The following is a 20945-nucleotide window of genomic DNA, read 5'->3' on the forward strand; positions in this document are numbered from 1 at the left end:
GGTATGAGCGTCATTCATCGGCCCAATAATCGACCGTAGCGCCGGGGCGGGTGATCATACGCATCCCGCTGCCGACATGGGAAAAGCCGATCTTGCCGCTGTCCGGGTAATCCACGATGTCGGGCGACATCATGGTGCTGAAACTCAGGTAACGCAGATCCACTTCTCCATCATTGATGATCTGATGGGCCGTGGACACATCGCCCGGCGGACAGGAAACGATATCGCCCGGTCGCAAGGGATGGTTGTCCGCACCCAGGCGAAGCCGGCCCGTGCCTTCCAGGATGAGAAACATCTCCTCGTTCACCCGATGATTGTGAAACGGAAAGGCCGCCTTTCCGGATGGCAATACCGTCAGCAAGCAACCCAGATGGCGGGCACCGATCATCGGGCCGATCCGCGCAATAAGGGGACCAAACCGTTCTGCGGTCGCCCCCTTCGGACCATGGCCTTCCGGAAAGGGCGTGGGCGCAAGACTGTCCAGATTGATGATGGGAAAACTGTTCGTTTCGACCATTGCGACATCTCCCCACCGCAGTTTGTACCTGATTTGTTCCAAACATGCCGCAAAAAAAGCGCCCGTTCAAGGGCGCTTTTGGATGGCATGAAGACGGGCCGGCGGCCCCGTCACCATTTGCGTTCCGTCTTCAACTGCCCACCATTCAGCGCGTCCAGGAAGCTGCCGCTGGCCTTGGGCCGCTGGGCACGCACCATGCGGGGGTTGGGCTTCTTCTTGGCCTGCTCCACCACCTTGATGGCGGTGGTCGTGGCCTCGTTCTCCACCCGGCGGCGGATACCCTCATCCAGGGACTCGAAAGCCTGCTGGGCAAACTGCAGCGCATTCTCCGAACGCGATTCCACGACCTGACGCAGGGCATTGGCCGCCATCAGGCATTCCAGCCGTTCAGGACCGGTGACGTCATCAAGGGCGCCCGCCAAAATCCCGATCGCTTCCAAGGTCTTGGGGTCGTTCAGTTCCACCGACATCTTAAACACGCACCTTCAGGCACCGCCGCTCACACTCATATAGTCCCACCGTCCAGTAAAAACCGCAACAGATAGTCTGGACACAACCGGCCATGCGGCGAACGCAGAGACACCCCGCAGCGATGACGGGTTTACACATGGCCTGGGCCTCGGCATCGTCCTCCCATGTCCAAGCGCATCCAGACCACCACTATCATGACTAAAAAGACCACCCTGCGGGGCGGGCTTTTTGTCATGCGCGCGGTCTGACGCGGTTCGACAGAAAGCCAGAAGCCCCGCCGGGAACGGACGGGGCGGCCAAAGGTGGACCAGACCCTGTCTCCGGCAAGAGATGACAGAGGAACAGGGTCCATCATGAATATCCGCGTTGCCCCCGACAGCCTGAACCAGGCCGCCTCCCGTCCGATTTCCGTCGCCGTGGTCGGCGCCACGGGTGCTGTCGGCGTCGAAATCCGCGAATGCCTGGAAAAGTCGGGTCTGAACCTTGCCACCGTTCGGCTGCTGGCGTCCCGCCGCTCGGCCGGTCATGCCGTGCCCTTCGCCGGCGGCACCCTGGTGATCGAGGAACTGACGGATGACAGCTTCCAGGGCATCGACTATGCCCTGTTCTCCGCCGGCAGCGGCGTGTCGAAGGAATTCGCGCCGAAGGCCGTGGCCGCCGGTGCCGTGGTCATCGATAATTCGTCGGCCTTCCGCATGGACCCCGCCATTCCGCTGGTCGTGCCGGAGGTGAACGCGGACGTAATCCCGGCCGATGCCGGAATCATCGCCAATCCCAACTGCGTGGCCATCATCGCCACGGTTCCGCTGGCCCCGCTGAATGCCCGCCACACGATCCGCCGTCTGAACATCGCCACCTATCAGGCTGCCAGTGGCGCCGGGGCGGCCGCCATGGAGGAACTGCGCGCCTCCACCGCCGCCTATCTGGCCGGCGAACCTTATGCGCCGCGCGTTCTGCCGCACCCCTACGCCTTCAACGTGTTCTCCCACAACGCCGCCATCAATCCGGAGACGGGTTACAATGGCGAGGAGGAGAAGGTGATCGAGGAGACGCGCAAGATCATGCGCCGCCCCGATCTGAATATCAGCATCACCTGCGTCCGCGTGCCCGTGCTGCGAGCCCATTCCATGGCCGTGACGGTGGAGTTCGACGAGGTGGTCAGCCCCGACGAGGTGCGCGCCATCCTGCGTGACGCCCCCGGCGTGCGCATCGTGGAGAATATCGAGGGCAACCATTTCCCCATGCCCAACGAAGCGTCGGGCCAGGGCGACGTGCTGGTCGGCCGCATCCGCCGCGATGTGGGCGACCCGTCCGGCCGCTCCATCGCCCTGTTCCTGGCCGGTGACCAGTTGCTGAAGGGCGCCGCCCTGAACGCCGTGCAGATCCTGCAGGGCCTGACCCAATAAGGAGGCGGGCAAGGGGCGGCGGTGGGCATGGTCTCAATTCCGCCCCTCGCCCACGACGGTGGGAGGGTGAGGGCAACACCCCCACCACGCCGCCCCAGCCTTACGGCTTCTTGCCCAGCAACCCCTTCAACACGCCCTTCGCCCCCTCCTTCGTCTTCAGCTTCTCCAACTGTTCCTGCGCCTTTTTCGGGTCTTTCAGCGCGGCCTTGACGGAGGAGGAGAGGTCGGGGGTCCAGGACAGGTTGTCGAACGTCCCGCGCACCCGCACGGGCACCGTGATGCCATCCACATCGATACGCGTCGTGCCCTGCCCTTCCAGGCTGCCGACCAGCTTGGGCGTCAGCCGCATGTCGACACGCTTGGACGGCAGATTGACATTGCCCTTGCCGGTCACGCGCAACAGCGGAGCCAGCAGGTGGAAATCCTCGGTCGCGGCGATGCCGTCGGTCAGCGTGAAGGCGCCGCTCATTTCCGCGAAGTCGGTCTGCGGCGGTTCCGCACTGCCATGGCCGATGGCGGTGCGCACGATCTGGGCCAGGTTCACGCCCTTCACCGCACCGTTGCGGAACATGACACTCCCCGTGCCGTTCAGCCCACCCACCAGTTCCTGCTGGTTGCTGCCGGAGGTGCGAATATCGATGCTGCCGTCGGTGGCGCCCGACAGCCGGTCGAACCCGGCAAAGCGGGTCAGCAGCGGTTCGGCCTGCACACCCCTGGCAGTGGCCACCACGGCCAGGGACAGGGAGGGGCGCGCGGCATCCAGGGTCAGCTTGCCGCCCAGGGTGCCGCCGAACAGGGCCGTGTCGGCCAACCCGGCAGTCAGCCGCCCATCCGTCAGTTTCAAGGTCAGCGTCGTCGCCCCCGCTTCCACGCCCTTCAGCACCAGTCCCGCCAGTTGCAGGGTCAGGTCCAGATCGGCGGTCTTCAGGGCGGACAGGTCGATACGTTCCTTGCTCCACCCGGCCGGCCCCACTTCCGGTGCCGGTGCCGCCGGATCGGGGGCGGCGGGCGCCGGCAGGTAGCGGTCCAGTTCCAGCCGGGGCAGCGACAGGCTGCCGCCCAGCGCGGGCCGGGCGCCGTCCAGCTTCACCGACAGGTTGCCATTGGCCGTCAGGTCACCGGCCTTGGCCGACAGGCCGGCCAGGGCCAGCCGGGCCGGCGTGCCCGACAGCTTGCCCGTCAGGTTCAGGTCATTGACCGGCAGGTCCGACGGTTCCACTCCCGTTGCCGCCTTGATCAGGTCTGCCATCGATGTGACGGTCAGCGCCAGATCGCCCGACAGGGACAGGGGCGCGTCACCCTGGCGCTGCACCTGCCCCTTCACATCCAGACCGGCACCCGCACCGGCCAGACGCAGGGCCATGCCGGCCGCACCGCCGGACAGAAGCGGACGGACCGGATCGATCCCCAGATCCAGCGACAGCGGCGTGCCGTTCAGAAGCGCCGACGCCTCCATGATCATGGCGCCGTCCAGGTCGGGCAGCGACAGGGTGATGTTGACGTCAGTCGCCTCCCGCACCATGCCGGTGCGCACGTCGTTGTAGCGCAGGCGACCGCCCGTCACCTCCACCTCGGCCAGCGACAGGTCGCCGATGAAACCGGGGCTGGCATGGTCCGCCGGGCTGGGTGTACCGGTCAGCGAGACGTCCCAGTTGGGCTTGCCCTGTTTGTCCACCGTCAGATCGATGAGCGGTTCGGTCAGCACGAACTTCTCCACCTCCGCCTTGCCGCGCAGCAGCGGCATCAGGCGCAGGCGCACGGCCAGCCGCTTGACGGACAGCAGGTCCTCCCCCTGGCGGACGCCGGCGAAATGCACCTGATCGGCCGTGACGGCGATGGAGGGGAAATAGGACAGGTCCACGCGGCCCTTGATGGTCAGGGCCCGGCCCGTCGTCGCCTCAATCTGCCGTTCCACCTCCGCCACGATGGCGCCCACGGGTACCAGGAATGGCAGCGCGACAGCCGCCGCGATGGGGATCAGCAGCAGCAGGCACAGGATGAAGGCGAATTTCCGCATGACCTCTGGTCCGTTTCGTCGGGAACGGTTCGATTTCGTTACGGTCCAGTGTTCCAGCCGAACTTGCTCAAAACAAGGCCGAAAGCAGTATCTTTCGTGCGGGTCGGGCTTGGAGCCCGATGCCATAGGCGCTATATCCTGCGGACGATGAGCATGTTTCCCGCCAGCCCCGCCCCCCTGATCGACCCGTTCGGCCGCGCCATCACCTATGTGCGCGTGTCGGTGACGGACCGGTGCGACTTCCGCTGCGTCTATTGCATGTCGGAGGATATGGCCTTCCTGCCCAAGGCGGACATTCTGTCGCTGGAGGAACTGGACCGGCTTTGTTCCGCCTTCGTGGCGCTGGGCACGCGCAAGCTGCGCCTGACCGGTGGCGAACCGCTGGTCCGCCGCAACATCATGGAACTGATCCGGTCGCTGGGCCGACATGTGTCGTCGGGTGCGCTGGATGAACTGACGCTGACCACGAATGGCAGCCAGCTTGCCAAGTATGCCGACGGGCTGCGCGCCGCCGGGGTCCGCCGCATCAATGTGTCGGTGGACACGCTGGATGCCGACCGGTTCGCCACCATTACCCGCTGGGGCCGGCTGCCACAGGTGCTGGACGGGCTGGAGGCAGCGCGCACGGCCGGGCTGGAGGTCAAGATCAATGCCGTGGCGCTGAAGGGCGTCAACGACCTGGAACTGGACGACATGCTGGCCTGGTGCGGGGAAAAGGGCTTCGACCTGACCCTGATCGAGGTGATGCCGCTGGGCGACATGGACGGCAATGGCGGCGGTGCGGTGCGCGAGGAACAGTTCCTGTCGCTGCGCGATGTCCGGGCCGACCTGGAAAAGCGCTGGACCCTGATGGACAGCACACACCGCACCGGCGGCCCCGCCCGCTATGTGACCGTCCGGGAAACGGGCCGGCGGCTGGGCTTCATCACGCCGATGTCCCATAATTTCTGCGAATCCTGCAATCGTGTCCGCGTCACCTGCACCGGCACCATGTATATGTGCCTGGGTCAGGAGGATGCGGCCGATCTGCGCACGCCCTTGCGGGCCAGCGCCGACGATGCCCTTCTGCATGACGCCATCCGCGACGCCATCACACGTAAGCCCAAGGGCCATGATTTCATCATCGGCCGTGACCGTGGCCCCGCCGTGGGCCGGCACATGAGCGTCACCGGCGGTTGAGAAGCCGCCCCGGCATGGGGTACTGTGCCAGCCTGCCCTGATACCGGGAACAATGCCTTGTCACAGACACCCGTGCCGCTCGCCTTCGTCGCCGCCGATACGCCGGATGCGCGCGCCGCCAGGGACAGGCTTGCCGTCCGTTATGCCGGGGTCCCGCCGGAGGAGGCGGGCATCGTCGTGGCCCTGGGCGGTGACGGCTTCCTGCTGGAAACGCTGCACCGCTATCTGTTCCGGGGCGTGCCCGTCTATGGCATGAACCGCGGCTCGGTCGGTTTCCTGCTGAACGACTATAGCGAGGATGGGCTGACCCGCCGCCTGATGCGGGCACAGCGTGTCGTGCTGCACCCGCTGCGCATGAAGGCCACGAAACGCGATGGCGGCGAGTTCGAGGGGCTGGCCTTCAACGAGGTGTCGCTGCTGCGCGAGACGCGGCAGGCGGCCAAGCTGCGCATCACGGTGGATGGCAAGGAGCGCATGTCGGAACTGAGTTGCGACGGCGCCCTGGTTTCCACGCCGGCCGGCAGCACGGCCTACAACCTGTCGGCCCATGGTCCCATCCTGCCGCTGGGTGCCGACATTCTGGCCCTGACGCCGATCAGCGCCTTCCGCCCCCGCCGCTGGCGCGGGGCGCTGCTGCCGCATACGGCCCGCATCCAGTTCGACGTGCTGGAACCGGCCAAGCGCCCGGTCAGCGCCGTGGCCGATTTCACCGAAGTACGCGACGTGGCACGGGTGGAGATCAGCGAGGACCGGAAGGTCGCCTGCACCCTGCTGTTCGATCCGGAAATGGCGCTGGAGGAACGTATCCTGAAGGAACAGTTCGCCCCCTGACGGGCGTCAGGCCGCCTCCACCCGCAACAGGGCACCATCCGTGCCGGTGACCCGCACACGCGCGCCCTGCGGCAGGTCGGCCGGCCCCGCCACGCGCCAGACCGTATCGCCGACCCGCGCCCGGCCGAACCCGTTTTCTATGGCCGCTTCCAGGGTCAGGACCTGCCCCACATATTGTTCCCCGCGCCGGTTCAGCGTGCCGGCATGGACATCACCCGGATCGCGCCGCGCGACCAGGCGCGACAGGAACCAGGCCAGAACCGCCAGAACCCCGAACAGCACCAACTGCACGGCGAAGCCGATATCGACCAGCAGCGTCAGCAGCCCGACAATCGCCGCCGCCCCGCCGACCCACAGGAAGGCGGCGCCGGGCAGGAACATTTCCAGGGCGGCCAGGATCAGGGCCAGACCCCACCAATGCCAGTAAAGAACGCGTACCCCCTCCATGCTCCCCCCCGTTTGTCAGGTGTCGCTGCCACCGCCCCAGGGCGACGGCTGGGCGGCGGCGGCCTTGATGGCGGCCACCTGTTCGGCGTTGCTGGCCCCGGCGGCCGGGATGCTGCTGGTGGACGGTTTGCGCGGCCCCGGCTTGGGGGCAGGCGGCGGAACGGCCGGGCCGCCATCCCCCTTGAACGCATCCTTGGCCAGTTCGGCCAGCCCGCCCAGCGACCCGATGATGCCCGTGGCTTCCATTGGCATGAACAGCACCTTCTGGTTCGGGCTGTAGGCGAATTCCTTGAAGGTGGCCAGATATTGCTGGGCGACGAAGTAATTGATGGCCTGCACATTGCCCCCGGCGATGGCGTCGGACACCATGCGGGTGGCGGCCGCCTCGGCTTCTGCCTCGCGCTCACGGGCCTCGGCATCACGGAACGCCGCTTCGCGCCGGCCTTCCGCCTCCAGAATGGCCGCCTGCTTCTGGCCCTCAGCCTTCAGGATGGCCGATTGCCGAGCGCCCTCGGCTTCCAGGATCAGGGCGCGACGATCGCGCTCGGCCTTCATCTGGCGGGCCATGCTGTCCACCAGATCGCGCGGCGGCTGGATATCGCGGATTTCGATGCGGGTGACCTTGATGCCCCAGGGCTGCGTCGCCTCGTCCACAACATGCAGAAGCTGAGCATTGATGCGGTCGCGCTGTGACAAAAGCTCGTCCAGGTCCATGGAGCCCATAACGGTGCGGATATTGGTCATGGTCAGGTTCAGGATGGCGACCTGAAGCTGGCTGACCTCATAGGCGGCCTTGGCGGCGTCCAACACCTGATAGAAGACGACGCCGTCGACCTTCACCATGGCATTGTCCTTGGTGATGACCTCCTGGCTGGGCACGTCCAGCACGATTTCCATCATGTTCATCTTGGCGCCGATACTGTCGATGAAGGGAATGATGAAATGCAGGCCGGGACGCAGCGTGTGGGTATAGCGACCGAAACGTTCGATCGTATATTCCATGCCCTGCGGCACCGTCTTGATGCCGGCAAAGGCCAGCGTCATGCCGAACACGGCGACGAGTGCGGCAAAGATCATCAGTTCCATAGTGTCGTGCCCCCTTGAACCCTTGGCCCCAGCATCGCATGTGGGAAGGACAAAAGGCGAGCGCAAGTAAGCGGCCACAACCATTAACCGATTTGTCCACGGTGCCGTTCCCAGCCCGTCCTTGCCCCCGCCGCCCGGTCGGCATAGCCTGCCGGCGGATCATCATCCATAACCCGGAGTAACGCCATGCGCCGCCCCCTTGCCGCCCTGCTTCTGTCCCTGGCGCTGGCCCTGCCGTCGGCCGCGCAGGAGGTGGTGGGAGAGTTCAGCAATGACTGGACCGGCAACGAACTGGACATCACGGCCTTTCCCGATCCGGGGGTGAAGGGCATCACCTGCCATATCGTGGATTTCGACCGTTCCGTCTGGGACCGGTTGTCAAAAGGAAACTGGTTCGAGGACCCGTCCAACGCCTCCCTCGCCTGCCGCCAGACCGGCCCCGTGTCGATCGGCAATATCGACCTGTCCAAGCGCGGGGAGGAGGTGTTCTCCGAACGCAAGAGCCTCGTGTTCAAGTCGATCGCGGTGCGCCGCATCTATGACAAGGCCAACGACACGCTGATCTATGTCGTCTACAGCCGCCAGGTGAAGGACGCGTCGGCCAAGATGTCGATTTCCACGGTGCCGCTGTTCGCGGCCAATCCGGTCTGGGAGAAGGGAAAGCCCCGGTAATTGCCACGGCACGACCGCGTCTGCCCTTGCTTTCCTTTGGCAAACCCCCACAAATGGGTTAATACAGGATTTATTTACCAAGCCGTTCGGTGATATGTATCTCCCATCCCAAAGGGATGATGCATACTCCAAAATGGGGGCAAGGGTTATGTGGGTGTCCAGCCTGCTGGGCGGCGGCAATGGCGGTGCCATCGGTCGGCGCCTGAATTTTGAGGTCCAGACCTTCAAGGTGGACCATTGGGTGATCGAAGACAGCCTGGCCACTGAAGAAGAGGCCAGGACGCTGGCCAACAAGCTGCTGCCCAATCGAGAGGGCGTGCGCATCATCCGCGACTTTGCCGGTGTCCCGGGGAAACCGGCCACGGAAACCATCATCTTCTCCGAAATGCGGGAGAAGAAGGGCAAGACCATCACGGTGCAGCCCGTGGAGGACAGCCCCGTCTGTGCCGACACGCGCGACTACCTGCAGGCCGACAGCCGGCAGACCATTTCCAAGCTGCTGCGGCAATATCTGGAGGACAAGGCGCTGACCGCGTCGGAGCTGCTGTACAACGCGGCCGAGATGAAGCGTGCCATCAATTTCGAAAATCTGGTGCCGACCGCCGTCGGCCGCGTGGCCAGCATCCAGGGCAAGGTGACGGGCCAGGATGCGCGCGAACGCCGCGACATGATCTATTCCAGCCTGACCGACCTGCGCAGCAAGGCCGAGGATGCGCAGAAGCGCGCCGGGTTCAGTGTGAAGCAGGAAGGTTTTCGCGGCGCGCTGGAAAAGGTGGAGGCGCTGTGCAAGGGCGACGACGCGGAGGCGGATTACCTGTCCAAGGTCATCCTCTGCCGCGATCTGGTGCAGATCCGCAATCTGCTGGGCAAGGTCGAATGGCTGCTTGAATGCGCCGGCGACGCCGCACAGCACAAGGCGGCCCATATCCACATCATCGACACGCTGGTGGCCGATGCCAGCAGTTTCCCGACAGTGATCCAGGACCTGCTGGGCCGTCAGCCCGATCTGGCGACGGCCTTGCACCGTATGCTGGACCTGCTGGAAGGCAAGTTCGAGCCGACGGAAAGGGAAATGGCCCCGCCCATCGCCAAGGTGCTGAGCAATTGGCTGGGTTCCGGCCATGCCCCGCAGACCTGGCAGGTGGTGCTGGAAGGGTTCCTGCGGTCACTGCGCGGCACGGCACCGCTGGCGCGTGACCCGGAGCGCAACCGCGCCAGCTTCGCGGCCCTGGCAACACGCGTGCTCACGCCGGCCGGCCTTTTCGGCGGGGCGCGTATGGCGGATGCCCTGACGCTGGGCTATCTGCGCTTTCTCGAACAGGGTGGCGGCGAGGGACGGCGCCTGTCGATCGAAGCGGTGATGGGTGTCCTGCCGACCCCGCGCGACCGGGCCATCTATCTGGCGGAACTGGCCGGCGGCGATGTCGGGCAGCGGGAGATGGAAACCGTCATGGCCCGGCTGCGGCCGCTTCTGTCGACCGACCGCGACGTGAACCAGCTTGTGGGGCTGCAGGTCCCGCTGAAGCCCAAGATGCAGGCCATGGCGTCGCTGTATGTCAGCATCGTGCATTCCGGCCTGCCGGACGAGGTCCGCACCATGCTGGCCGACCGGGTGGACGAAATGGTGGCCAGCTATATCGCAAGTTCCAAAGTCATCGAACGGCTGGACGACCCGTCGGCCTCGCTGCGTATCCGCGCCACCCGTCTCATGCAATTCGCGGCCAATGACGTGCTGTCCAGCCCCAAGGCCCGCAAGATGGTGCGCGACCAGATCATCGGCCATCTGCGTCAGCCCAATTTCGACGGCAAGTTCGTGGAAGGACTGAACACTCCCCAGGAACAGGCCGGCGCCCTGCGCCAGTTCTATGGCCTGCTGCGTCAGGCACAGTTCATGTGACGCCGGTCTTCCTTGCTCGTAGCCTATCAAGGAAGACTTCAGGCGCCCTCATGCGCCGGGCCGGCGGTCGCCGGCCTGCAATTCGCCTTGCTCGTGACCGATCAACGGCGACTTCAGGCGCCCTCATGCGCCGGGCGCCTCTTTCCGCCCCACCCATCGCCGCCACAGGTGATAGGCGGCGGGGGCGAACAGGATGATCAGGACAATACGCACGATATGGTGCGTGGCGACAAAGGCCGCGTCCACGTGCAGGGCCAGGGCAACCAGGCTCATCTCCGCCAAGCCGCCCGGCGCGAATGCCAGGATCAGGCCCGCCAGGCTGAGCCCCGTCAGCAGATGCACGGCCAGCGACAGCACCAGCGTCACCACCAGCAGCAGCAGGGTCAGCCCCGCCGCCACCCCAGCCGTGCGGGCAATGCGCATCAGGGGGACACGCTGGAACCGGCCGCCGATGGAGGCACCGATCACCACCTGCGCCGCCGCCACCAGCAGACCCGGCGGCTTTACCGCGGTGACGCCGGTGAGATGCAAAGCCGCCGACAGCAGCATCGGTCCCACCAGGATGCCCGCCGGTATGCCCAGCCTTTGCGCCACCGGGGCGCCCACAAAACAGGCGGCGATCACCACGTAATCGATCAGGTCCAGTTCCCAGGGATAGGGGCCCAGCCCATGCAGGCTCCAGTCCCGGCCCGCCGGATCATATCCGGGCAGCGCCTGAAACGCGAAGGGCACGGTCATGACCACCAGCATGATACGCAGGCTGTGGCCCAGGGCGATGGAGCGGTCATCCCCGCCCATCGCGCCGCCCATCATCACCATTTCCGTGAAGCCGCCCGGCATGGCCGTGAAATAGGCGGTGGGCGGCTCGTATCGGGCGAAGCGGCGGAGATACAGCGTGCCCAGACCGGCCGCGACGGCGATATAGACGGCCATGAAGATCAGGCTGACCGACCATTCACCCAGATGGCCCAGCAGGGCCGGCGTGAAGGAACTGCCCAGCATGATGCCCAGCACGATGACCAGCCCGTCGCGCAGCCGCTGCGGCACCATGGTGCGCACACCGCCCAGCGCCGCGACCGTCGTCGCCACCATGGCGCCGATCATGAAGGCCAGCGGCACATGCAGTCTGAAACAGACAAATCCGCCCGCCGTTCCCAAAACCATGGCGGTGGCAAAGGCCGGCCAGTCGAAACGGCGGCGGCGGGGGTTGGGTGCCGGCTCGGGTTGCAGACCGGTCGGCGGCACCATCATGCCACGAACCGCCCCAGCCGCACGGCCGTGTGCCCGCGTTCGGCCTGGCTGCGCGACGGCATGATCAGAACGCAATCATCATGGGGCGTGTGAACCGGGACCTCGCCATCCATGGCGAAGACCGTGCCGGCGGTGGGGATGACATCCATGCCCTGGTATTCCTTCAGGAACCGGAAACGCTCGGTCCCCACCGTAACGGTTTCCGTGACCTCCACAAGCCGTGGCGGCGGCGGATCGTCGGATGGCAGCCATGGGCTGAGCGCAGCCGCATCGACGATGCCGGCGGCCAGCAGGAACCGCGCTGTGACGGAAAGGGCGGTGACGGCGCTGGCCGGGTCCCAATGCTGTCCGCATTCGGCCAGCAGGGCGACCGGACCTTCGGCCCCCTCCGTAAAGCGGGGATGGTCGATCAGCCGGCTGCCACCCGCATGCCCCCCATCGGCAACGATGATGCCGGGCAGACCGACGCGCCGCGCAAAGTCCCGCCCGCGTCCGGACCGGCCGCACAGCATCAGCGGGATACGGTCATGCTGCATCGAATGCAGGTCCAGAACCCTGTCGGCCGTGGCGAACAGGGGCCAGAGTTCCCGCGCCCGCTGCCGCTCCACGCTCGCCACGCCGGCCGCCAGGGACTGGGGCGACCAGACCCTGTTCATATCCTCGTCCACATAGCGTGACATGACGGGAAAGCCGGGATCGAACTGGCCGAACGCCTCGATATTGGCGAAGGAGAAGGACAGGATACCGCGCCAGGGACGGATGCCGGCGGCCAGCATGGTGGCGGCCGCGATGGCACCGGAATATTCATTGCCATGCATCAGGGCATTGACCACCACATGCGGCCCCGGCACGCTGCTGTCGAACCGGTGGACAAAGGATGGACCGCCATTGCCCGATGCCCAGGCCGACAGGTCGGGCGGCCACAGATCAACGTTGGTCAACGGCTCGATACGTGCCACGCCCCCCTCCTCCGTCCCACCGTCCTCGGGATGGGCTGCACCGGCCCCCGCAAAGGCAGGCATGCCTTCTGAACTCTCGACGCCGGCCCCGGTGCCAAGGTATAGGTTCCAAGTCACTTCGATGAAAGAGCGGTTTCATTGCCGCAGCATGTTCATCACGACATTCCGGAGCCGGGGACGGGTTGAATGAGTTTGGTGATCGATGATGTGGTCGTCCGGCATGATCCGGTCGGACCCGCGGTCCCTTTGCTGTTCGATAGCCCGCACAGCGGCACCCGTTACCCTGCCGATTTCGATTTCACCTGTCCCTTCCCCCTGCTGCGCCAGGCGGAGGACACGCATGTCGACGAGTTGTTCGGCATGGTCCCGGACCTGGGCGCCACCCTGCTCTGCGCCCTGTTCCCGCGATCCTATATCGATGTCAACCGGGCGCCCGACGATATCGATCCGGCCATGCTGGACGGTGTCTGGCCGACGCCGGTCAACCCGTCACCGAAAAGCGTGGCCGGCATGGGTCTGGTGCGCCATCTCTGCCGTCCAGGCATCCCCATGTATGATGGCCGATTGCCGGTGTTGGTGGTGCAGGACCGGATCGAGAATTACTGGCGCCCTTATCATGAATTGCTGGCCGAAACCATCGACGGGCTGCATGCCCGTTTCGGGGCCGTCTATCACATCAATTGCCATTCGATGCCGTCCTTCGTGATCGGACCCGACCGGCAATCGCCCGATTTTGTCGTCGGCGACCGCGATGGTTCCACGGCGGAACGCGGCTTCACCCGGCTGGTGGTCGAGACGTTGCGCGCCATGGGCTACAATGTCCGGCTGAACGACCCGTACAAGGGCGTGGAACTGGTCCGGCGCTATTCCAACCCGGCCCGTGGCCGCCATTCCCTGCAGCTCGAAATCGACCGCCGCCTCTACATGAACGAGGAGACGCTGGAACCCCATGCCGGCTTCCAGGAACTGCGCGAGGATCTGACGCGGTTGATCTGCGTGCTGCGCGACTATGCGCAGGACAGGGCCGGGCGGCTGGCGGCGGAATAGTTCAGCGCCCCCTCAATGACCTCCCCACCCACCGGCGCGGCTTCCGCCTGAACCCGCCCCGTCGGGACGGGACCGTTTCCGGTTCCGGGTATTTTATTCATGCCACACCATCCATGGGGATGAAGCTGCTGAATCCATAAGGATTTCCTGGTTTCTTTTTGCAATGCGGCGCCGGAAACATTAATAATTAGCTCCAATACATTGTTAATAATTAACCTTTTCAAGAATTACGCAGCATATCCGTCTGGACATCTGACAAGGTCCTCAAGCGTGCCTATGATGCATGCAAAGGATTGCAAGTCGAAATGCAGGTGGATGATGCATGCGCTGGTGATGAATGACGGTTGGGTTCCGACCCCGCCCTCCCCCGCTTCGATGGACCATCTGCCGGCCCAGCGCGACCCGCTGACCGGACTTCTGAACAAGCATGGCTTCATCCGTGAGGGCAACCGCCTGCTGCCACTGATGGCGGCGGCCGGCGAGCATCCCCATGTCATCTTCATCGAACTGAACAATTACGAAGGCATCGTCTCCCGCATGTCCTATGAGGAGGCGCTGGAACTGCTGCAGGCCATGCGCTGGCGCCTGCAACTGGCCTTCGGGGAGGACGCGCTGCTGGCCCGGTTCGACAGCGAGCGGTTCGCCGTTCTGCTGCCCGAAGCCTTGGACGAGTTCACCGCCCTGCAAAGGGTGCTGGAGACGCCGGTGGTCATCGGCGGCAATGCCTATCACCTGTCGATAACCTGTGGCGTGGCAACCTATCCGGAGGCGGCGGACAATATGCACATGCTGGTCATCGCGGCCCGCATCGCCCGCCGCGACGCCATCAATGCCGGCCGCCCCGTCAGCACCTTTTCCGGCGAACAGCGGCGTCGGCTGTCCCGCAGCCGCGCCATCGAGGATGGGCTCTGGGAAAGCCGGGCGGGGGAAGGCCTCTCCCTGGTCTATCAGCCGAAGGTGGAGATCCATTCCGGCCGCGTGATCGGGGTGGAAACGCTGATGCGCTGGTACCATCCGGAACTCGGCCATGTATCGCCGACGGAATTCGTGCCGGTGGCGGAGCGCACGCGCACCATCGTCCCCCTGGGCGAATGGATGATCCGCGAATCCCTGCACCAGCAGTCGCAATGGCGCCGGCAGGGGCTGGACCTGTCCGTCGCCATCAACATCTCGCCCGCCCAATTGGCGCCGGAAGCCAGTGGCACCCCGGTTCTGGACATCCTCGCGGACGAGTGCGACCGGCTGGACCTGGACCGGTCGAAGATCGAACTGGAGATCACCGAGGGATTGCTGACCGACGAAAGCGCCATGGCGCAGGTTCGCCGGCTGGCGAATGCGGGTTTCGGCATCGCCATCGATGATTTCGGCCGCGACCATTCGGCCCTGTCCCTGCTGGTCGACAGCCCGGCCCGCACCTTGAAGATCGACAAGGGCTTCGTCGACAACATCCTGCGCAATCCGCGCCAGGCGGCCATCATCCGCTTCATCACCGAACTGGCGCACGACCTGGGCATGCGCACCGTCGTTGAAGGGGTCGAGCATATCCGGCAGTTGGTGGCGGTGGCCAGTGCCGGCTGTGATTATGGCCAGGGCTATTTCTATTACCGCCCCATGTGCGCGGACCGTATCCACGGCTTGCGGACACCGCACTGACCGCGGCGGCGGGGCTGAGGCAGCATACAAACGTGTGTTTAGGACGCCAAACAAGAATATTGGAAACCTGAACCTTCGGACAAATGGATTAATACGAAAGACATACTAATATCTATGTTCTCATCGATATGGTGCTGCCCCATGGAATACCCGGTGTCCCTTCCCGTCCAGCCCACAGCCGCAGCAGCAGCAGCCGAATGCGGCTGCGCCTACAGCCCCCCGCAGTTGATGCATGATCCGTTGACGGGTCTGTACAACAAGCACGGCTTTGTGACACGGGGAAACCAGATCCTGCGGCTGATGGCGGCGCGCGACCGGCAGGCAATCCTGATCTATCTGGAACTTTCTGAATATGACGGCCTGATCTCTCGCCTGGGATATGACGCATCGCTGGTGCTCCTGTCCGCGATGCGCCGCCGGATGGAGATTGTGTTCGGCCGGGAGGCTTTGCTGGCCCGGTTCGACAGCGAACGTTTCGCGGCACTGCTGCCCGACGGACAGGCCGGGATTGAGGATACGATCCGCGCCCTTGAGGCTCCCTTGCATATCGACGGGACCACCTGCCACCTGTCCCTGTCCTGCGGGGTGGCGACCTTCAACGACGCCGGCTACAACATGGACATGTTGATCATCGCGGCCCGGTCGGCACGGCAGGACGCCCAGCGGGCGCAGCGTCAGATCGGCTGGTACGCAGACGGCATGCGCCAGCGCCTGGCCCGGCAGCGATCCATCGAGGACGGGTTGTGGTTCGCGCGCAACGGAGCCGGCCTGTCGCTGGTGTATCAGCCCAAGATCGATATCCGGGCCGGAAAGGTCATCGGGGTGGAGGCGCTGCTGCGCTGGCACCATCCGGAACTGGGGGCCGTTTCACCGGCGGAATTCATCCCCCTGGCCGAACGGACACGCGCCATCCTGCCCATCGGCGAATGGCTGCTGCGGGAAGCGCTGCACCAGAAATGCGCCTGGCGCCAGGGGGGACAGGATATCCGGATGTCCATCAATGTCTCCCCCCTGCAACTGGGAGCGCAGATGCAGGGCCCCACCGTACTGGACATCATGACAGAGGAATGCCGGCGCCTGGGGCTTCGCCATGACAAGCTGGAAATAGAGATCACCGAGGGCCTGCTGAGCAATGCCGAGGTCATGGCGCAGGTGCGCGAGATCGCCGGCGCCGGCTTTGGAATCGCCGTCGATGATTTCGGGCGGGAACATTCCGCCCTGTCCCTGCTGGTCAATTGCCCGGCAACGACGCTGAAGATCGACAAGAGCTTCGTCGACGATGTCGTGGAGAATGACCGTCAGTTGGCGGTGGTGCATTTCATCGTGGCGCTGGCGCGCCGGCTGGGCATGGAAACGGTGGTGGAGGGGATCGAGCATCTCCAGCAACTGGTGGCGCTGGCCGATGCGGGTTGCGACTATGGTCAGGGCTATTTCTATTACCGCCCGCTGAGCGCCAGCCAGATCATGGAACTGCGCCACAGTCACTGACGCCGCGCTGGTCGGCGCGAAGACCATCGGTCAAGAATATTGACCGATGATATGACACTGGTGGGTATATCCATCTCTGCAAAAAGGCTGGGCGACAACCGCCTCTTTTGGCTGGCATTGTGCAATCGCACATGGTTTGCGATGATCGCGCGCGCCAACCGTTTCCCAGCCATCCCGACCGCAGAGCGAGGCCGCCCCCGTCATGGCCAGCAGCGCCGATCCCGACGAGAACCCAGTCGTTGCACCACCGCGCCGGCTCCCCGCTGCCGCGGTGCCGGCAATGCCCGTCGATCTGGGCGGCCGGTGCGAGATCATGCCCGGCACGCCCATGCCGGCCCTGGATTCGGCCGGCGGACCGGCCTTCGCCGCGCGGCTGACGCGTGATCGCAAGACCGAAGCCTTCGCCATCGTCACCGACCGGCCCGTGCCCGCCCGGATCGAGATGATGGCCCCCTATCGCGCCATCGAGAATCCGGCCGTGCTGCGCCTGCTGGATTGGGGCACCGTGGACTGGTCGCCGGAAGGCAAGAAGCGTTTCGTCCTGATCTATGAACGGCCCGGCGGCCGTCGGGTGATGCAGGACCTGACGGAAACACGCGACCCGCTGCCCGATGACCAGATCAGTCGTTCCGTCATCCCCACCCTGCTGTTTGCGCTCCGGGAGATGAATGCGCGGGGCATGACCTGTGGCGCCATGCGCCCCACCAACCTGTTCCACAAGGACCCGGCCTCTCCCGTCCTGTGTGTCGGGGACTGCCTGTCCACCCCCGCCGGCTATGGCCAGCCCTTGCTGCTGGAAACGATCGAGCGGGGCATGGCACAGCCGGCGGGGCGCGGACCGGGCACCATCGGCGACGATCTTTATGCGCTGGGCATCACCTTGCTGATGCTGCATCTGGGACGCAACCCGCTGGCCGACCTGGATGACGAGAGCATCCTGAAACTGAAGATGGACAAGGGCACCTATCCCGCCCTGACCAGCCAGTTCCGGCTGCCGCAGAGTCTGGTGGAGCCGCTGCGCGGCCTGATGATCGACGACCCCCGGCAGCGCTGGTCGGTATCGGACCTGGATCTGTGGCTGCAGGGCCGCCGCATGTCGCCCAAGCAGCCACAGGTGCCCCGGCGCGGTGCCCGCCCGTTCGAGTTCCAGGGGGAGGACCTGATGCATTGCCGGGCGCTTGCCCGGTCGCTGACCAAGCATAGCGCCGCCGCCGCCGCCCTTATCGAACGGGGGGACGTGGAAAAATGGGTGCGCCGCTCGGTGGGCGACGAGGCACGGGCCGAAGCCATGCAGGCCGCCATCTCCTCGGCCGGGGCCGGCGGGCGCGGGGCCAGCCAGGAGGACAAGCTGGTCACCCGGGTCTCCATCGCCCTGGACCCGCCCGCCCCCATCCGGTATCGCGGCATCTCCATCCTGCCGGACGGGCTGGGCCCGGCACTGGCCGAAGCGGTGTGGCAGAATAGCGGGGTCCAGCCCTTCGCCGAATTCGTGCTGGCCCAGTTCCCGCATTTCTGGGTGAATTGTCAGATCGAATTCCGGCCCGAATATGTGCCCATGGTCCAGGCCTATGACGGCTATCGGGCGCTGCTGGAACATGTCGGCATGGGGTTCGGGCTGGAACGCATCGTCTATGAACTGTGCCCGGCCTGCCCCTGCCTGTCGCCGCAACTGCGCGATCATTACGTCCTGTCGCCGGCCGAGCTGCTGACGGCGCTGGACCAGATCGCAACCAAACCGAACCGGGGCCGCGACCCGGTGGACAGGCATGTGCTGGGCTATATCACCACCCACCATAAGAAGCTGAACGACCGGCTGCTGGTGCCGCTGTCCAACCCGCACGACCCCGCGCGCCGGATGATTGCCATGATCACCGTGCTGGCCGACGTGCAGAACCGGTTCGGCCCGGCCCGCGTGCCCAATCTGTGCAACTGGCTGGTGGCCCTGATGGACCCGGTGTTCAAGCGGTTTAAGAACCGGGAGACGCGGGACCGCATGAAGGCAGAAGTGGCGCAGGTGGCCCGCGACGGGGTGCTGGATGCCATTGTCCGCATCGTCGACAATGTCGATGCCATCCGGGCCGATGACAAGGGGTTCCTGGCCGCCATGCGCCAATATGAAAGCCTGACGCGGCAGATCGAGAAATTGCGCGTCGCGGCAGAGGACAAGAACGGCATGGCCGAGGGCGCGGGGCGACAGGTGGCCGCCGTCGTCACCTCCATCGTGGCGGGCATGACCATGATCGGCACCGTCCTCTATATGCTGAGGCTGGCATGAGCGCGTCGCTGGGCAAACGGCCGCCACGGCGGCGCGGGGGCGGCGGCAGCGCCCTGCTGCTTTTGTTGCTGCTGGCACCGGCCGGGCTGATGATGATGCCGACCAGCGTGCTGGTCCTGGCCGGCCTTGCCCCCACCTTTGTCGCCTATCTCATCGACCGTGATCCGGAAAAGTCCGCGGCGCTGACGGTGGGGGCCATGAATCTGTGCGGCGTGGCGCCCTTCATCGTCCGTCTCTGGCAGAACGGGCACGAAATGTCGGTGACGCTGCGCATGCTGGCGGACCCCGGCACCTGGCTGATCATGTTTGGCGCGGCGGCCATCGGATGGCTGATGTATTTCCTGATCCCGCAGATCGTGGCGGCCGTGATGAGCCTGCGCAGCCAGTCCAAGATCAAGGATCTGGAGGAACGGCGCGGCATGCTGGTCGCCGACTGGGGAACGGATGTGATGGGCCTTCCCGACCCGGAGAAGGCGGAGCCGGCCGGGCTGCTGGACCCGGAAACCGAATGATGTTCTGCAACAAGTTTGACTGCGGCAACTGCACCTTGCTGGTGTAGGATCGGGCGATCATTTTCGTCACGGTTGGCAATGTCCATACGTCAGCGTGCCTTTTTCGTAACGCAAGCCCTGCGCGCCGTGACGCTGTTCTTCTGCGTCCTGTTCTGCACGCTGCCCGGAAAGGGGCAGGCGGCCGGTGACGGGTTGCTGACACCGGTCCGCCTGCAGCTTAAATGGACGCACCAGTTCCAGGGGGCCGGCTTCTATCTGGCGCTGGAGCGCGGGTATTATCGCGAGGCCGGGCTGGATGTCAGCATCATCGAGGGCGGGCCGACCATCGATGCCGCCGACCGGGTGACCGGGGGCGAGGCGGAGTTCGGCGTCGGCTCCGCCGGGCTGCTGGTGGAGCGGGTGAAGGGACGCCCGGTAGTAGCCATGGCCGTTCTGATGCAGCATTCGCCCTTCGTGTTGCTGACCCGCACCGATACCGGACCGCCGCATGTCCACGCCCTGCCGGGCCACCGTCTGATGCTTGAAACCCATGCGGAGGAGCTGCTGGCCTATCTGGCGGTGGAACGGGTGCCGGTCGGGATGCTGACCGTGCTGCCGCATAGCGGTTCGGTCGAGGCGCTGGTCAAGGGCGATGTTGACGCCATCACGGCCTATACAACCAGCGAGCCCTATGACCTGCGGGTCGCCGGCATCCCTTACCAGGTCTTTTCACCGCGCGCCGCCGGCATCGATTTCTATGGCGACACCATCTTCACATCGGAGCGCATGGTGCGGGAGGCGCCGTCGGTGGTGGAGGCGTTCCGCAAGGCCAGCCTGCGCGGCTGGCGCGACGCCCTGATCGATCCAGCCGCGGCCATCGATCTGATCCGCCGTGATTACGCGCCCGGCCTGGAGCGTACCCGCCTGACCTTCGAGGCGGAGGAGATGGCACGGCTGATGATGGCCGACATGGTGGAGGTGGGCTATATGCATGCCGGCCGCTGGCGCCATATCGCGGAAGGATTCGCGGCGGCCGGCCTGATGCCCCGCGATGTCGACCTGTCGGGCTTCCTCTATACCCCTGATCAGAAGCCGGACCTGAGCTGGTTCTATATCGCGCTGGCGGTTCTGGCCGTCCTGACACTGGCCATCGGGCTGGTGACGGCCCGTTTCCGCCTGCTGAACCGCCGCCTGCGGGACGAAGTGGCCGAGCGCACGCGGCTGGAAGCGCATTACCGGCAACTGGCCAGCCAGGATG

The 20945-nt window shown here is 65.3% G+C and carries 18 protein-coding genes; 11 read left to right on the forward strand and 7 right to left on the reverse strand.

Going from position 1 to position 20945, the window contains the following annotated elements:
- Positions 1-10: 10 nt before the first annotated feature.
- Both KBA48_RS17280 and KBA48_RS17285 read right to left on the reverse strand, forming a co-directional pair.
- A complete protein-coding gene (locus tag KBA48_RS17280; protein WP_292908589.1) occupies positions 11-517 on the reverse strand; it encodes a cupin domain-containing protein in 507 nt (168 codons plus the stop codon).
- A gap of 110 nt (positions 518-627) precedes the next feature.
- Positions 628-987, reverse strand: a complete 360-nt coding sequence (locus tag KBA48_RS17285; RefSeq protein WP_292908591.1) for a hypothetical protein — start codon at positions 985-987, stop codon at positions 628-630.
- Positions 988-1341: 354 nt separating this feature from the next.
- On the opposite strand from KBA48_RS17285, the gene KBA48_RS17290 reads away from it, so the two are divergent.
- Positions 1342-2394, forward strand: a complete 1053-nt coding sequence (locus KBA48_RS17290; protein ID WP_292908593.1) for an aspartate-semialdehyde dehydrogenase — start codon at positions 1342-1344, stop codon at positions 2392-2394.
- Positions 2395-2494: 100 nt separating this feature from the next.
- Here the strand turns inward: KBA48_RS17290 and KBA48_RS17295 are convergent, their stop codons facing one another.
- The gene (locus KBA48_RS17295; RefSeq protein ID WP_292908595.1) at positions 2495-4411 is read right to left on the reverse strand and encodes an AsmA family protein; all 1917 of its coding nucleotides are present in this window, start codon (positions 4409-4411) and stop codon (positions 2495-2497) included.
- A 147-nt stretch (positions 4412-4558) separates the two neighbouring features.
- On the opposite strand from KBA48_RS17295, the gene moaA reads away from it, so the two are divergent.
- Together moaA and KBA48_RS17305 are read left to right on the forward strand one after the other, a co-directional pair.
- Positions 4559-5590 (forward strand): GTP 3',8-cyclase MoaA, encoded by a 1032-nt coding sequence (gene moaA, locus KBA48_RS17300; protein ID WP_292908597.1) that lies wholly within the window; start codon positions 4559-4561, stop codon positions 5588-5590.
- Positions 5591-5647: 57 nt separating this feature from the next.
- Positions 5648-6421, forward strand: coding sequence for an NAD kinase (locus KBA48_RS17305; RefSeq protein ID WP_292908599.1), 774 nt, complete (start codon positions 5648-5650; stop codon positions 6419-6421).
- Positions 6422-6427: 6 nt separating this feature from the next.
- On the opposite strand, the gene KBA48_RS17310 is transcribed toward KBA48_RS17305, so the two are convergent.
- Both KBA48_RS17310 and KBA48_RS17315 read right to left on the reverse strand, forming a co-directional pair.
- The gene (locus KBA48_RS17310; protein WP_292908601.1) at positions 6428-6868 is read right to left on the reverse strand and encodes an NfeD family protein; all 441 of its coding nucleotides are present in this window, start codon (positions 6866-6868) and stop codon (positions 6428-6430) included.
- A 15-nt stretch (positions 6869-6883) separates the two neighbouring features.
- Positions 6884-7954: an SPFH domain-containing protein gene (locus KBA48_RS17315; RefSeq protein ID WP_292908603.1), complete on the reverse strand. Its 1071-nt coding sequence runs from the start codon at positions 7952-7954 to the stop codon at positions 6884-6886.
- Between the two features lie 186 nt (positions 7955-8140).
- Between KBA48_RS17315 and KBA48_RS17320 the strand changes: the two genes are divergently transcribed.
- Both KBA48_RS17320 and KBA48_RS17325 read left to right on the forward strand, forming a co-directional pair.
- Entirely contained in the window at positions 8141-8626 is a 486-nt protein-coding gene (locus tag KBA48_RS17320; RefSeq protein WP_292908605.1) for a CreA family protein, read from the forward strand.
- Positions 8627-8780: 154 nt separating this feature from the next.
- Positions 8781-10523 carry a hypothetical protein gene (locus KBA48_RS17325; protein WP_292908607.1) on the forward strand — a complete coding sequence of 581 codons (1743 nt, stop codon included), beginning with the start codon at positions 8781-8783 and terminating at the stop codon, positions 10521-10523.
- Positions 10524-10646: 123 nt separating this feature from the next.
- Here KBA48_RS17325 and KBA48_RS17330 read toward each other — a convergent pair whose 3' ends face one another.
- The gene (locus KBA48_RS17330; protein ID WP_292908609.1) at positions 10647-11774 is read right to left on the reverse strand and encodes an AbrB family transcriptional regulator; all 1128 of its coding nucleotides are present in this window, start codon (positions 11772-11774) and stop codon (positions 10647-10649) included.
- Positions 11771-12733 carry a succinylglutamate desuccinylase/aspartoacylase family protein gene (locus tag KBA48_RS17335; RefSeq protein ID WP_292908611.1) on the reverse strand — a complete coding sequence of 321 codons (963 nt, stop codon included), beginning with the start codon at positions 12731-12733 and terminating at the stop codon, positions 11771-11773. Before KBA48_RS17335 ends, KBA48_RS17330 begins: the two co-directional genes overlap by 4 nt.
- A gap of 186 nt (positions 12734-12919) precedes the next feature.
- On the opposite strand from KBA48_RS17335, the gene KBA48_RS17340 reads away from it, so the two are divergent.
- The 6 genes from KBA48_RS17340 to KBA48_RS17365 form a co-directional block, all read left to right on the forward strand.
- Positions 12920-13780, forward strand: a complete 861-nt coding sequence (locus tag KBA48_RS17340; protein ID WP_292908612.1) for an N-formylglutamate amidohydrolase — start codon at positions 12920-12922, stop codon at positions 13778-13780.
- Positions 13781-14095: 315 nt separating this feature from the next.
- Positions 14096-15433, forward strand: a complete 1338-nt coding sequence (locus KBA48_RS17345; RefSeq protein WP_292908614.1) for a bifunctional diguanylate cyclase/phosphodiesterase — start codon at positions 14096-14098, stop codon at positions 15431-15433.
- A gap of 153 nt (positions 15434-15586) precedes the next feature.
- Positions 15587-16921: a bifunctional diguanylate cyclase/phosphodiesterase gene (locus KBA48_RS17350; RefSeq protein ID WP_292908616.1), complete on the forward strand. Its 1335-nt coding sequence runs from the start codon at positions 15587-15589 to the stop codon at positions 16919-16921.
- 280 nt (positions 16922-17201) lie between these two features.
- Positions 17202-19196 carry a serine/threonine protein kinase gene (locus KBA48_RS17355; protein WP_292908618.1) on the forward strand — a complete coding sequence of 665 codons (1995 nt, stop codon included), beginning with the start codon at positions 17202-17204 and terminating at the stop codon, positions 19194-19196.
- Entirely contained in the window at positions 19193-19708 is a 516-nt protein-coding gene (locus KBA48_RS17360; RefSeq protein ID WP_292908620.1) for a hypothetical protein, read from the forward strand. The genes KBA48_RS17355 and KBA48_RS17360 overlap by 4 nt, the downstream gene beginning before the upstream one ends.
- Positions 19709-19786: 78 nt before the next feature.
- Positions 19787-20945 (forward strand): ABC transporter substrate-binding protein (locus KBA48_RS17365; protein ID WP_292908622.1); only part of this gene is annotated, 1159 nt, incomplete at its 3' end.

Source organism: Niveispirillum sp. (assembly GCF_017996735.1).
GTDB lineage: Bacteria > Pseudomonadota > Alphaproteobacteria > Azospirillales > Azospirillaceae > Niveispirillum.

Excerpts from the sequence above, each read along its gene's own strand:
- KBA48_RS17330 (WP_292908609.1), bottom strand. The coding sequence starts at position 11,774 with ATGATGGTGCCGCCGACCGGTCTGCAACCCGAGCCGGCACCCAACCCC.
- KBA48_RS17340 (WP_292908612.1), top strand. The coding sequence starts at position 12,920 with ATGAGTTTGGTGATCGATGATGTGGTCGTCCGGCATGATCCGGTCGGA.
- KBA48_RS17345 (WP_292908614.1), top strand. The coding sequence starts at position 14,096 with ATGATGCATGCGCTGGTGATGAATGACGGTTGGGTTCCGACCCCGCCC.
- KBA48_RS17280 (WP_292908589.1), bottom strand. The coding sequence starts at position 517 with ATGGTCGAAACGAACAGTTTTCCCATCATCAATCTGGACAGTCTTGCG.
- KBA48_RS17310 (WP_292908601.1), bottom strand. The coding sequence starts at position 6,868 with ATGGAGGGGGTACGCGTTCTTTACTGGCATTGGTGGGGTCTGGCCCTG.
- KBA48_RS17290 (WP_292908593.1), top strand. The coding sequence starts at position 1,342 with ATGAATATCCGCGTTGCCCCCGACAGCCTGAACCAGGCCGCCTCCCGT.
- KBA48_RS17320 (WP_292908605.1), top strand. The coding sequence starts at position 8,141 with ATGCGCCGCCCCCTTGCCGCCCTGCTTCTGTCCCTGGCGCTGGCCCTG.
- KBA48_RS17295 (WP_292908595.1), bottom strand. The coding sequence starts at position 4,411 with ATGCGGAAATTCGCCTTCATCCTGTGCCTGCTGCTGCTGATCCCCATC.
- moaA (WP_292908597.1), top strand. The coding sequence starts at position 4,559 with ATGAGCATGTTTCCCGCCAGCCCCGCCCCCCTGATCGACCCGTTCGGC.
- KBA48_RS17315 (WP_292908603.1), bottom strand. The coding sequence starts at position 7,954 with ATGGAACTGATGATCTTTGCCGCACTCGTCGCCGTGTTCGGCATGACG.
- KBA48_RS17355 (WP_292908618.1), top strand. The coding sequence starts at position 17,202 with ATGCCCGTCGATCTGGGCGGCCGGTGCGAGATCATGCCCGGCACGCCC.
- KBA48_RS17360 (WP_292908620.1), top strand. The coding sequence starts at position 19,193 with ATGAGCGCGTCGCTGGGCAAACGGCCGCCACGGCGGCGCGGGGGCGGC.
- KBA48_RS17285 (WP_292908591.1), bottom strand. The coding sequence starts at position 987 with ATGTCGGTGGAACTGAACGACCCCAAGACCTTGGAAGCGATCGGGATT.